This window comes from Stenotrophomonas sp. Ker107b, assembly GCF_053847245.1.
The window spans coordinates 262,148-274,591 of record NZ_JBSPHX010000004.1; the positions used below are offsets into that span (position 1 = coordinate 262,148).

At 67.8% G+C, this 12,444-nt stretch carries 11 protein-coding genes and 1 pseudogene; 3 read left to right on the forward strand and 9 right to left on the reverse strand.

Features of this window, described 5'->3' with window-relative positions; translation table 11 throughout:
* Nucleotides 1-149: 149 nt before the first annotated feature.
* The 5 genes from ACWV8V_RS18395 to gap form a co-directional block, all read right to left on the reverse strand.
* Nucleotides 150-791 (reverse strand): HAD-IA family hydrolase, encoded by a 642-nt coding sequence (locus tag ACWV8V_RS18395; RefSeq protein ID WP_455900416.1) that lies wholly within the window; start codon nucleotides 789-791, stop codon nucleotides 150-152.
* Complete coding sequence (locus tag ACWV8V_RS18400; RefSeq protein WP_455900417.1) at nucleotides 788-1,963, reverse strand: phosphoglycerate kinase; 1,176 nt, start codon at nucleotides 1,961-1,963, stop codon at nucleotides 788-790. The genes ACWV8V_RS18395 and ACWV8V_RS18400 overlap by 4 nt, the downstream gene beginning before the upstream one ends.
* 114 nt (nucleotides 1,964-2,077) lie before the next feature.
* Entirely contained in the window at nucleotides 2,078-3,454 is a 1,377-nt protein-coding gene (locus tag ACWV8V_RS18405; protein ID WP_455900418.1) for a DUF3999 domain-containing protein, read from the reverse strand.
* Nucleotides 3,454-6,120 carry a DUF2339 domain-containing protein gene (locus ACWV8V_RS18410; RefSeq protein ID WP_455900419.1) on the reverse strand — a complete coding sequence of 889 codons (2,667 nt, stop codon included), beginning with the start codon at nucleotides 6,118-6,120 and terminating at the stop codon, nucleotides 3,454-3,456. Before ACWV8V_RS18410 ends, ACWV8V_RS18405 begins: the two co-directional genes overlap by 1 nt.
* Nucleotides 6,121-6,297: 177 nt before the next feature.
* A complete protein-coding gene (gene gap / locus ACWV8V_RS18415; protein ID WP_259259306.1) occupies nucleotides 6,298-7,299 on the reverse strand; it encodes a type I glyceraldehyde-3-phosphate dehydrogenase in 1,002 nt (333 codons plus the stop codon).
* A 200-nt stretch (nucleotides 7,300-7,499) separates the two neighbouring features.
* On the opposite strand from gap, the gene ACWV8V_RS18420 reads away from it, so the two are divergent.
* Nucleotides 7,500-8,129 (forward strand): OmpW/AlkL family protein, encoded by a 630-nt coding sequence (locus ACWV8V_RS18420; protein ID WP_259259304.1) that lies wholly within the window; start codon nucleotides 7,500-7,502, stop codon nucleotides 8,127-8,129.
* Between the two features lie 77 nt (nucleotides 8,130-8,206).
* Here ACWV8V_RS18420 and ACWV8V_RS18425 read toward each other — a convergent pair.
* Nucleotides 8,207-8,431: pseudogene (locus ACWV8V_RS18425) on the reverse strand (aspartate/glutamate racemase family protein); the annotation flags it as partial.
* A 127-nt stretch (nucleotides 8,432-8,558) separates the two neighbouring features.
* On the opposite strand from ACWV8V_RS18425, the gene ACWV8V_RS18430 reads away from it, so the two are divergent.
* Both ACWV8V_RS18430 and ACWV8V_RS18435 read left to right on the forward strand, forming a co-directional pair.
* Nucleotides 8,559-9,374, forward strand: coding sequence for a S1/P1 nuclease (locus tag ACWV8V_RS18430; protein WP_455900420.1), 816 nt, complete (start codon nucleotides 8,559-8,561; stop codon nucleotides 9,372-9,374).
* 10 nt (nucleotides 9,375-9,384) lie between these two features.
* Nucleotides 9,385-10,191, forward strand: coding sequence for an MBL fold metallo-hydrolase (locus ACWV8V_RS18435; RefSeq protein ID WP_259259301.1), 807 nt, complete (start codon nucleotides 9,385-9,387; stop codon nucleotides 10,189-10,191).
* 57 nt (nucleotides 10,192-10,248) lie between these two features.
* On the opposite strand, the gene ACWV8V_RS18440 is transcribed toward ACWV8V_RS18435, so the two are convergent.
* From ACWV8V_RS18440 to ACWV8V_RS18450, 3 genes are read right to left on the reverse strand one after another with little or no spacing between them, the layout of a single operon-like run.
* Nucleotides 10,249-10,818 (reverse strand): hypothetical protein, encoded by a 570-nt coding sequence (locus ACWV8V_RS18440; RefSeq protein WP_259259299.1) that lies wholly within the window; start codon nucleotides 10,816-10,818, stop codon nucleotides 10,249-10,251.
* Nucleotides 10,815-12,026, reverse strand: coding sequence for a M56 family metallopeptidase (locus tag ACWV8V_RS18445; protein WP_455900421.1), 1,212 nt, complete (start codon nucleotides 12,024-12,026; stop codon nucleotides 10,815-10,817). The genes ACWV8V_RS18440 and ACWV8V_RS18445 overlap by 4 nt, the downstream gene beginning before the upstream one ends.
* Nucleotides 12,019-12,384, reverse strand: coding sequence for a BlaI/MecI/CopY family transcriptional regulator (locus tag ACWV8V_RS18450; protein ID WP_259259297.1), 366 nt, complete (start codon nucleotides 12,382-12,384; stop codon nucleotides 12,019-12,021). Before ACWV8V_RS18450 ends, ACWV8V_RS18445 begins: the two co-directional genes overlap by 8 nt.
* Between the last annotated feature and the right edge of the window lie 60 nt (nucleotides 12,385-12,444).

The window sequence follows — 12,444 nt, forward strand, 5'->3', positions numbered from 1 at the left end:
CACCGCTGGCACGCTTGGGTTTCGCTGTTGTCCTGCAGACAGCCCGAGACGACCGGGCGGACAGTCGTTTGACCGCCCGGCGGCCAGCGCCAATCGCGGCGGGGCTTTGCGCAGGACATGCGGCGGCGTACGGATCGCCGCCGCGGCCCTCAATCGATCAGGCTGAGCAGGTCGTCCGGTGCCTGCGCGAGATGCGCCGCCCCGGCCGCCGTGAGCTCTTCGGCACCGCCGAACCCCCACAACACGCCGATATTGCGCAGACCATGATGGCGGGCGCCTTCGATATCCATGCGCCGGTCGCCGATCATCCAGCACTGCGCCGGGGTCAGCGACAACCGCTGCAGGGCCTCGGCGACCAACTGCGGCTTCTCGCTGCGGCTGCCATCCGGGGTGGCCCCGATCACATCCTCGAAGCAGTCGCCGAACGGCAGGTGCTCGACGATGCGCCGGGCGTGCGGCTCGTTCTTGGCGGTGACGATCGCCAGCCGATGGCCGCGTTCCTTCAAGGCCTGCACGACCTGGCCGATCCGCGGGTAGACCTCGTGCTCGCGCCAGCCGACCACGTCGAAGCGCTCGCGGTAATACGTCACCGCCTGTTCGACCTGGGCCGGATCGTTGAACAACGGCGCGAAGCTGGTGCGCAGCGACGGCCCGATCCAGCGCCGCAGGTCCGCCTGGGGCGGAACCGGCAGGCCCATCTGGGTGAGCGCATGCGCCACGCACCCGGTGATCCCGACGGCCGAATCGATCAGCGTGCCGTCGAGATCGAAGAACAGCACATCGCGGCTCACGAGCCGCGGGCCTCCAGCGCGGCGACGGCCGGCAGGGTCTTGCCTTCCAGGAACTCAAGGAATGCACCGCCACCGGTGGAGATGTAGCTCACCTCGCCCGCGATGTCGTACTTGTCGACCGCGGCCAGGGTGTCGCCGCCGCCGGCGATCGAGAACGCCGGCGAGGCAGCGATGGCACGGGCCAGCGCTTCGGTGCCATGGCTGAAGGCCTCGAACTCGAACACGCCGACCGGGCCGTTCCAGACCACGGTGCCGGCCTTGGCGATCAGGCCAGCGTAGTGCTGGGCCGTCTCCGGGCCGATATCCAGGATCAGGTCATCCTCGGCCACGTCGGTGACGGCCTTCACCGTGGCGTCGGCGTCCGGCAGGAACTGCTTGGCCACGACCACGTCGGTCGGCAGCGGGATGTCGGCGCCACGCGCCTTGGCATCGGCCACGATCTTCTTCGCGGTGTCCAGCAGGTCCGGCTCATACAGCGACTTGCCGACCGAGTAACCGGCGGCCGCGATGAAGGTGTTGGCGATGCCACCGCCGACGATCAGCTGGTCGACCTTGCCGACCAGGCTGGAGAGCAGTTCGAGCTTGGTGCTGACCTTGCTGCCGGCCACGATCGCCAGCAACGGCGGGGCCGGGGCGAGCAGCGCCTTGGCCAGCGCGTCCAGTTCGGCCATCAGCAGCGGACCGCCAGCGGCGACCGGAGCGAAGCGGATCACGCCGTGGGTGGAGGCCTGCGCGCGGTGCGCGGTGCCGAAGGCATCCATGACGAACACATCGCACAGCGCGGCGTACTTCTTCGCCAGCGCTTCATCGTCCTTGCCTTCGCCGACATTCATGCGGCAGTTTTCCAGCAGCACGATGGAACCCGGTGCGACGTCCACGCCATCGACCCAATCACGCACCAGCGGCACCTCGACACCCAGCAGCTGCGACAGGCGCACCGCCACCGGCGCCAGCGAATCGGCCTCGCTCCACACGCCTTCCTTCGGACGCCCCAGGTGCGAGGTCACCATCACGGCGGCGCCCTTCTCCAGCGCCAGCTTCAGCGTCGGCAGCGACGCGGTGATGCGCTGCTCGGAGGTGATCTGGCCGTTGTCGATCGGCACATTCAGATCCTGGCGGATCAGCACGCGCTTGCCGGAGAGATCGAGGTCGGTCATGCGAACGATGGACATAAGCAACTCTTTGGCTCTGAAGAAGGAAGGGCGCCGTGCGGCGCAGACGATCATTGTCCCGGCTGCGCGGGTGCATCGCAAATCCATAACAGGGACGGGGGTAGTTAAGCGCGCTTAACTACCCCCGTCCCCGTTAAGACGCGGCTGGCGCAGCAGGCTGACCGCGAAGCCACCGACGATCAGCACGCCGATCACCAGCAGCGCCCACAGCAGCCACTGCTTCCAGTCGCGCTGCGGGGCCACTGCGGCATCGCCAGCGAGTATTTCCGGTGCGCCCTGCACGCTTGCCTGCGCCGGTTGCCACTGCGCACCATGCTGCTCGCGCAGCTGCGCGATCACAGTGGCCACCGGCGCATCCTGGCGCTCGGCGCGCACGCTGCCAGCGGCCACCGCAAACGGGGGCTCGCCCTGGCTGAGGAACACCAGCGCTTCGGGCTGGTAGCCGAGCTTGAGCGTCGGTGCCGGCATCGACTGCGGCTGGCCGGCCACCAGCTTCCAGTAACGGTCACGCGTGCTGCGTGCCAGCGGCTGGGTCTGCGATTGGCGTCGGTCGGCGGCGTCCTGCAGCTGATAGGCCACCCACGGGCCGGCGCGCACCTGCCACGGTTGGTCGGCATCGTCGCGGCTCAACAGCGTCCACTGCACCACGCTGTTGTCGGCGGTGGCGATATCGGCCTGCGCGATCGGGAAGCGCCCGTCCAGCTGGTACTCGAATTCGCCGGGTTTGCCGGCGGTACCGGTCAGCGACTGCCAGCGCCACGCGATCGCCTGCGCGGCCGGCGCCAGCTCGGCCTGCACCGTGGACAGCGCCGGCAAGGCATCGGCGCCGATCGGCAGGATCCGGAAGTACTTGGCCTGGCGCGCGATCTCGATGCGGCGCTGCTGCAGGCGGCGACCTTCGTGCTGCAGGTCCACCAGCGGCACGTCGTCGGCGACGCGCAGCCAATCGCGCAGATCGTTGCTCATCTCCACGCGAACGCGCGCCTGCAGCGGCGACTGTGTCTGCCAGTCCAGGCGCAGCGCCTGCACGCCGGTCTTCAGCGCGCTGGCATCGATCAACCAGCCGGCCGGTTGCCCGGCCGCGCCACCGCGTCCCAGCCGCGCTTCCACCCGGCGCACGCTGCCGTCGGTATTGCGCTCGGTCAGCAGCTGCAGATCATCACCGGAGGTGCCGGCCATCGGCGGCAGTGGAAACCAGGACAGCGTCTGCCATTGCGGGGCCTGCGCCAGTGGCTGGTCGGCAGCCAGCAGCGCCGAGGGCAGTGCCTGGCCTTGTGCGTTGAACACCTGCACATCGGCCAGGCGTGGCGACACCGCGGTACGGTAGACGCCATCGTCGAGCGTCAGCCGGTAGGCACCGGCCTGCGGCTGCGCGAGCTGCAGCGGCCACTGCTGGCGATAGGCCTGGCGGTCATCGGCGACCTGGGCCTGGGCCTGCGCCAGCGCCGGAAGCGCCAGCGCGGTGAGGAGGATCAGCGGGCGAAAGGTCATCAAGACTGCGGCTCCACGGCGGGGTCCGGCGCGCGCGGCGGCGCCGGTGCCAGATAGCCCACGACCGTGCACAGCAGGCCGTAGGCGATGAAAGAAGAAATGCCCAGCAGGTTGCCCAGGTGCTGGCGGTCGATCAGCACCAGCTTGGCCAGCACCACGCCCATCAGCACCGCGCCGACCAGCCACAGCACGCGTTGCCCGCGGCGCGAGCCCCACACCCAGCTGATCACGCCGAGCACGCTCCACACCACGGTCAGGCTGGTCTGGGCGAGGGTCGAAGACCACAAGCGCTCGTTCCACGGCACCCCGCCCCAGTGATGCACGGCGTGCAGGGTGATGCTGGTCAGGGCGACAAAGCCGGCAATCGCCAGCAGCGGTATGCGCCTCGCACGCAGGCCATCCGGCGCCTGCGCGGACCACAGCCAGCGCGCGGCGAGCACCACAACGGCGAGCTGCGCCAGTTCCACCGGGTTGAGCAGCGGCAGCCACGGCAGTGGTGCAGCGCCGGCCGGGACCAGCAACAGGCCCGCCCAGCTCACGCCAAGCACCGCGAACAACGTGCCCTGCAGCGGCGTGCGCATCGGATCGAAACGTTCGCCGAGCGGCACCGTCAGCCAGCGCCAGCGCAACAGCGCCACTGCGGTGACGAGCAGCCACGGCAGCAGCATCAGGGCCAGGCCCCACCCCTGTGCGAGCGCGAAACGGTCGGCCAACCACAGGCAGGCCAGCGACACCACGGACGGCCACAGCAACCACCACAGGAACTGCGCCGCCAGCGATGTGCGGTCGTCGCCAGCGCGCAGACACCACAGGCTGCGCACGCCCACCAGCGCGAACACCGCCCAGGCCAGCGCGCCATAACCGGCGAACGGCTGGTCATGCACGTCCGCCTGCCACAGCGCCAACGGGAACGCGGCCAGCACCATTGCCAGCGTGGTGAGCACCAATGCGCGTGCCGGCCAGCGCCGATGCATCTCGGCGGCCAGCCAACCAGTGACGGCCGCGGCGATCAGCAGCGCATCAGGTTCGCTGCGGTGCGCGACGAACCGCAGGATCTCGTGGGTGACACTGCCCAGCCACCACAGCAGGCCCCACAGGTAGTAGACGATGGCCGGTGCATCGCGCTGCGCACGGCGATAGCTGAAGGCCGCGGCAAAACCGGCCAGCGCCAGCAGCAGGCCACTCATGAAGGTCGGGTTGGCGATGGCCGTGGCGTCCAGATGCCAGTAATCCGCGCCGACCACGAAGCCGAACGCGGCGCCCAGGGTCAGCAACGCACCGGTGATCTGCGGCAGCCAGCGCTGCTGGCGCAGCCCCAGCCAGGCCAAGGCGGCCCCTTCCAGCGCGAACACGCTGGCGGTGGCCCGTGCAGACAGCGCCAGCGGCACCGCCAGCGTCGCAAACCCCACCGCGAGTAGCGCATGCGACTGCCCCAGCGCGGCATAGCGCTCGCGCTTGATCAGCGCCCACGCCAACCCCGCATACAACGCGGCCAGTGCCAGCGAGCACAACGCCAGCAGCAGGCGATCGTCATGCAGCAGGCCGGCCTGCAACGAGAACGCAATCAGCGGCGTGCCGAACACCAGGCTGCCATCGATCAGGTCGCGCTTGCCCGCGCTCTGCCGACGCGCATAGAGGATCGGGATCAGCAGGTAGAAGGCGAAGAACAGCAGCAGGAACGGCTCGGTGCTGGCGAACTTGTCCGCGCTGTACTGGAGCACGCCCCAGGCCGTACCAATGCCGAAGGTGAAAGCAAAGCCGAGCAGATTCAGCGCGCGCCACGGTCGCCACCAGGCAATCGCCAGGATCGCCGCATTGAGCACCGCGTAATACGAGAACAGCGCGACGTGGTTGCCGCTGCCGGTGGACAGCCAGATCGGCGCCATGAAGCCGGCCAGGATGCCGAGCACGGCCAGCGTGCGCGAATTCTGCACCACCGCCAGCACACCCATGCCAGCGACCAGCAGCACGCTGAGCGCGAACGCCGGCGCGGCGGGGATCAGGTCATAGCGCTTGAACGCGGCGAAAATGGTCAGCAGCAGGATGCCGATCGCCCCGCCCTGCAGCGCCAGCGCGAACAGGCGCCGGGTATCGCGCTGCACCCAGCCGAACACCAGCCCGGCCAGCGCCGCCAGCGCGATGGCTGCCAGGCGCAGCTCGATCGGGGCGTTCAACCAGCCCTGGTCGCTGGCGTACTTGAGCAGGGCGGCCACACCGGCCAGCAGCACCAGCATGCCGATCTTGACCGGCACGTTGCCCTCGGTGAACCACTGCTTGAGGGTGCCGAGGATGCGCTCGCCGATGCCGGGGCCTGGTGGCTCAACCGGTGCCACCGGCGGCGCGGGCCGGGGCGGCAGCGGGGGCGGCAGGGGGGCTGCCGCTGCGGGGGCATCGACGGCGTCCGGGGGCTGGACGGGCGTCTCGACCGCTGGACGCATGGCGAAGTCCAGCGGCGCGGCCACGGTGTCCACGGATGCAATCTCCGTCCACCGCAGCGGCCTTTCCGGTTCGGTCGGCGCCGGCGCGGCGTCCCAGGCAGACCCGGCCGCGCGATGTTCCAGCGCGGCCACGCGACGGCGCAGGCCGGCGATCATCACCAACGCCACGATCAGCAGCAGTGGGATCGCCAGCAGTACCAGCACCAGCAGGACAATCAGAGCTTCCATTCCAGGCCATCCTCAAGAGGGCCGCCACGGCTGCACCCGGCAGGCACAGTGCCGGCGGCACGCGGGCCATGCTAATGGATCGGCGGCGGTGGCGGGATCAACGCCCCGACTGCCCCCTGAAACGACAGACCCCGGCAGGGGCCGGGGTCTGTGGAATGACGCAGGGACAGCGCTGGCTTACGCCGCGACGACCTTGACCATTTCCAGGCACTTGTTGGAGTAGCCCCATTCGTTGTCGTACCACGACACCAGCTTGACGAAGGTGCCATCCAGCGCGATGCCGGCATCGGCGTCGAACACCGAGGTGTGGGTTTCACCGCGGAAGTCGGTCGCCACGACCTTGTCTTCGGTGTAGCCCAGGATGCCCTTCAGCGCGCCTTCGCTCTGTGCCTTCACTTCGGCGCAGATCTCGGCGTAGGTGGCTTCCTTCTCCAGCTCGACGGTCAGATCGACCACCGACACGTCCGAGGTCGGCACGCGGAAGCTCATGCCTGTCAGCTTCTTGTTCAACTCCGGAATCACCACGCCGACGGCCTTGGCCGCACCGGTGGAGGACGGAATGATGTTTTCCAGGATGCCACGGCCACCGCGCCAGTCCTTGTTGGACGGGCCATCGACAGTCTTCTGGGTGGCGGTCGCGGCGTGCACGGTGGTCATCAGGCCACGCTTGATGCCCCACTTGTCGTTGATGACCTTGGCCAGCGGCGCCAGGCAGTTGGTGGTGCACGATGCGTTGGAGACGATCGCCTGGCCGGCGTAGGTCTTGTCGTTCACGCCGAACACGAACATCGGGGTGTCGTCCTTCGACGGTGCCGACAGGATCACCTTCTTGGCGCCCGCATCGATGTGCTTCTGCGCGGTTTCCTTGGTCAGGAACAGGCCGGTGGATTCGATGACGACGTCCACGCCGACGTCGTCCCACTTCAGGTTGGCCGGATCGCGTTCCTGGGTCAGGCGGATCTTCTTGCCGTTGACCAGCAGGTCGTTGCCGGAGACTTCCACGTCGGCCTTGAAGCGGCCATGCACGGAGTCGTACTTCAGCATGTACGCCAGGTAGTCCGGCTCCAGCAGATCGTTGATGGCGACGATTTCGATGTCATTGCCGAAGTTCAGCACGGCCGAGCGCAGCACGTTGCGCCCGATGCGACCGAAACCGTTGATGCCAACCTTGATTGCCATGTTCACAAGCTCCTGCAGCCGCGACGGTGCGGCGCCGATGGAAAGGGGCGTTCATTCTAGCAGGGCCGGAACCGGCCCGGCCCGGGGTAGACGAATGGGAACCAGTTACAACGGTAAATACCCGGATTGATCCGGATCAAGGCGCGCAGGCGCATGGACGGGAAAACTGGCGCCATTCCAACCCGCCACGAGACCGTCTCATGCGCAAGACCTCCCCCCTCCTGCTCTCCAGCCTGGCCGCCGCCCTGGCGCTGGCCGCCGCCCCCGCCATGGCCCAGTCCAAGGGTGACTGGACGATCGGTGCCGGCGTGCACCAGGTCGCCCCGAAGTCCAACAACGGCTCGCTGGCCGGCGGCACGCTGAAGGTCGATGTCGACAACGACATCAAGCCGACCATCACCGGTGAGTACTTCATTGCCGACAACCTGGGCATCGAGCTCCTGGCCGCGCTGCCGTTCAAGCACGACATCAACATCGCCGGGCTGGGCAACGTGGGCAGCACCAAGCACCTGCCGCCGGTGGTGTCGCTGCAGTATCACTTCAACAGCAAGGGCAAGGTGTCCCCGTTCCTCGGCGCCGGCATCAACTACACCACGTTCTTCAGCGAGAAGACCGGCGGCGCGTTGGCTGGCAGCACGCTGAAGATGGAAGACTCCTGGGGTCTGGCCGCCCATGCCGGCCTGGATTTCGCGATCAACGACAAGGGCTCGCTGCGCGTTGATGTGCGCTGGATGGACATCGACAGCAAGGTCAAGCTCGATGGCGAAAAGATCGGCACCGTCAACATCGATCCGCTCGCTTACGGCGTGTCGTACGTGTTCAAGTTCTGATCGGCGGATCAGAACCCAACAAGGCAACACCCTCGCAGCAAGACAACTTCCCCGGCTTCGGCCGGGTTTTTTTTGGCTCATTCGGCCAACAGATGCCGCCCCGCCGCCTGCGCATGCAGCGTGGTCGTATCGAACACCGGCACCGTTGCATCCTGCGCGCCGACCAGCAGCATGATCTCCGTGCAGCCCAGGATGATGCCCTGTGCACCGTGGTCCACCAGTCGCTGCATCACCGCCCGGTAGGTCTCGCGCGATGCCGGCAGCACCTGCCCCTGCACCAGCTCGTCATAGATGATCCGATGTGGGCCATGGGGACCTCCGGATTCTGCCCGATGCGGGCACCCGGCGAGCCTAGCCCACGCCGACGGACGCTGCAGCCGGCCAGATCCCGGCAAGCCCGCGCGCGGTCAGCCCGCTAGAATGCCGCGGATGAAAATGCCTTCTCTGCTCCCGGCCACCGTGCTCGCGCTGGCCCTCACCCTTGTTTCCACCGATGCCCTGGCCTGGGGCGCGCAAGGCCATCGGCTGGTGGCGCGGATCGCCGAAACCCGGCTGACCCCGCAGACCCAGGCCGAAGTCGACCGCCTGCTCGCTGCCGAACCGGACCCGACGCTGCACGCCATCGCGCCCTGGGCCGATGAGCTGCGCGCCAAGGATCCGGACCTGGGCAAGCGCTCGGCTGGCTGGCACTACGTCAACATCGGCGAAGACAAGTGCCACTACAACGTGCGCAAGCACTGCAAAAACGGCAACTGCGTGGTCGAGGCACTGAAGGCGCAGACCAAGATCCTGCGCGACCGCAGCAAGCCCGATGCAGAGCGCGCGCAGGCGCTGAAGTTCGTCGTGCATTTCGCCGGGGACATCCACCAGCCGATGCATGCCGGCTACGGCCAGGACAAGGGCGGCAACGATTTCCAGGTGCAGTTCAACAACCGCGGTACCAACCTGCACTCGCTGTGGGACAGCGGCATGCTGAACGAGCAGAAGCTGGATGACGACCAGTACCTCAAGCGTCTGCTGGCCCTGCCCGAGCCCAAGCTGGCCGAGCGTTCCAACATCGATGTCGATGCCGTCCAATGGGCCGAAGCCAGCTGCCGCATCGCCATTGCACCTGGCGTTTACCCGGACAAGCGTACGCTGGGCCCCAGCTATTCGGCGACCTACCGCCCGGTTGCCGAACGCGAGTTGCGCGTGGCCGGTGAACGCCTGGCCGTGCTGCTCAACGACACTCTGGGCAAACGCTGAGGTCAGCACCATGTCACTGCACGTCGCCAGTTTTTTCCACCCGGACAGCCACACCTTCAGCTACGTGGTGCACGACCCGGCGACGTTGCAGGCGGCGGTGATCGACCCCGTGCTGGATTACGACCCGGACACCGATGCACTCGGCGCCGGGCCGCTGCAGCCGCTGCTTGCCCATGTGCGCGAGCACGGTCTGCAGGTGCGCTGGCTGCTGGATACCCACGCGCATGCCGACCATGTCAGCGCCGGGCGCTGGCTCAAGACGCAGTGGCCCGCAGCGACCCTGGCCATGGGCCAGGGCATCGTGCAGGTGCAGCGCACCTTCGCGCCGCGCTACGCGTTGGATGTACCCACCGATGGCTCGCAGTTCGACCATCTGTTCGCTGACGGCGAACGCTTCACCCTCGGCGATGTCGACGCCGAGGTGATCGCAGTGCCGGGGCACACCAGTGACAGCGTCGCCTATCGCATCGGCGATGCGCTGTTCACCGGGGATTCGCTGTTCATGCCCGACGGGGGCACCGCCCGCTGTGATTTCCCGGGCGGCGATGCGGGGCAGCTGTATCGGTCGATCCAGCGGTTGTTTGCATTGCCCGATGCGACCCGCGTGTTCATCTGTCACGACTACGGCCCCGGTGGCCGCGAGGTCGCCAACCAGACCACCATCGGCGAGCAGCGCGCGCACAACATCCACCTGCGCGATGGCATCAGCGAGGCGGACTTTGTCGCCACCCGCCAAGCCCGTGATGCCACTCTGCCCGAGCCGAAACTGATGCAGCCCTCGGTCAAGGCCAACCTCCAGGGCGGTCCGGAAAGGTAGCGCCGGCCGCTGGCCGGCACCCCCTGTTGCCCGGTTGGCACAGTACGCGTTACCTGTTCAGCGTCCTTGCCGGCGCACCACGTGTTGCCCTTTCACGATCTCGAACGTGAAGCCGTACAGCAGGCTTACCGGCACCGGTTCGATGCGCTCGGCGCCTTCGCAGTCTCCCCGATCCGTCGGCACGCGCTGCGGGGAAAAATGACAGACCGCTGCGGGGGTGTAGCGCCACATCGCCACCGCTTCCTGCGCCGCCTGCATGAGCGGCGCGTTCTCCGGCGCATTGCCGGCCGCGCATTCGCCGCGATCACTCAACGGCACACTGCGCTCCACCCTGCCCTGGGCATCGATCACCACCTGCAGGCACACCATGGTCGGTGCCAGCTCGCGCCGAGGATCGCGTTCCCCGACCACCGGATCGGGCGCGGCGTAGAGCTGCGGCATGCGATAGCCCTCGGTGGGGCCGAGCTGATACGTCCCCACCTGCGCGCTCCCGTTCGTGCCCGCGCTGGCTTGCAGACGCTGGTGGTCCACGTTCTCGGCACGCGTGTCCACCGTGGTGATCTGATCGTGCCCTGCACAGCCCGACAGAAGCAGCAAAGACAGCGCCGTTGCCACCTCCCGCCTCATCGCGCGGGCTCGTCGTCATCCATGGCGAACGTGACAGGAATCTTCAGCGCCGACGCTACCGCTTTGCCATTCTTGATCGCTGGCTCGAAGGTCCACTGCTCCGCGGCAGCCACCGACGCCGCATCGAAGATGCCCGCCGGGGTGGCCTCCAGCACGCGCACGCTGGTGGCCTTGCCGTCGGCGTCGACGTTCACCTGCAACACGACCTTGCCGACGATGCTCTGCTCGAAGGCAATCTTCGGATAGGACGGTGGCGGCATCATGCGGGCAGTCGCGCCGCGATCGGCCGGCATGTCGACCTGTCCCATCCCGCTGACGGCAGCCGCTGCGCTGCCCTGGCTGGCCCACGCCACTGTGCCCAGACCCACACACAACCCGACCACCAGCACCTGCCCGGCCATCCACGGCAATGCGTTCCGCTTGTGTTCCTTCAACATGGCAATACGCTCCTTCAACATCGGTTGGCTGCGCCAGTGGCAGGCCATCGGGGCAACCGGGTGGACCAACTGCGCCTTCAGCAACGCGTTGGCGTAAAGCCGGCGCAGGGCCGGATGCGGGTCGACCGTGCGTGCGTCGCAGGCCAGTTCCTGATCCCGCAGGAACCGGCGCGCCACCCACCGCAGCAACGGGTGGAACCAGAACACGCAGCGCAGCGCGGCCAGCGCGGCGTTTGCCCAGGGATCGCCATGACGGCGGTGGCTGTGTTCATGGCGCAGGATCAGGTCCTGCTCGGCGGGGCTGAAGCGCTGCTCGAAGTCGGGGCCGACCACGATCCGCGGCTTCCACAGGCCCACCAGCGCCGGCAGGCCCGGGTCGCCACTGGCCTGCCAGCTGCCATCCCCGCGCAGTTGCAGCTCCCCCAGCGCATGTTCAAAACGACGTTGCGCGCGCCAGCTGAGGCCAGCCATCGCCACTGCGCCCAGCAGCCACACCGCCAACAGCAGCAGCGGCCACTGCGAGGCATCGCTGGGCACGGCCGGCGCGCGCAGGGCCGAGGCCATGACCATCACCGGCTCTATCTCAGTGATCGGCAGCCGTGGCAGTGGCAGATAAGGCACCACCAGCATCAACGGCAGCACCCACCAACTGCGATACGCCAGCGCCGCGCCGCCCAGACGCAGCAACACCGGCCGTGCGGCGGCCACCACAAGCGCCGCCAGCGCCAGCCAGACGCTGGCCTGCAGCAACCCATCAAGCAGCTCAGTCATGGTCCAGCTCCCGGATCAGTTGCTTGAGCTCGGCGATGTCCTGCGCGCTGAGCTCCCCGCGCTGGCTGAAATGCGCGACCAGCGGCGCGACGCGGCCATCGAACACCCGATCCAGAAAGCCTTCGCTCTGTTCGGCCACCCAGGCGTGGCGCTGCAGCACCGGCGAATACAGATAGCGGCGCCCGTCGCGGCTGGCACTGATCGCCCCCTTGGTCAGCAGCCGGTTGAGCAGCGTCTTGATGGTGGGCTCGGCCCAGTTCCGGCTGGCCAGCGCGGCCATCACCTCATCGGCGCCCAGCGGATGATTGCGCCACAGCACCTCCATCACGACAGCTTCGGCTTCACTGATCTGGCTCATCATTTACACCCGTAATCGACAGTTCGATTACGCCCGTAATCAGCGTGGCTGTCAACCCCT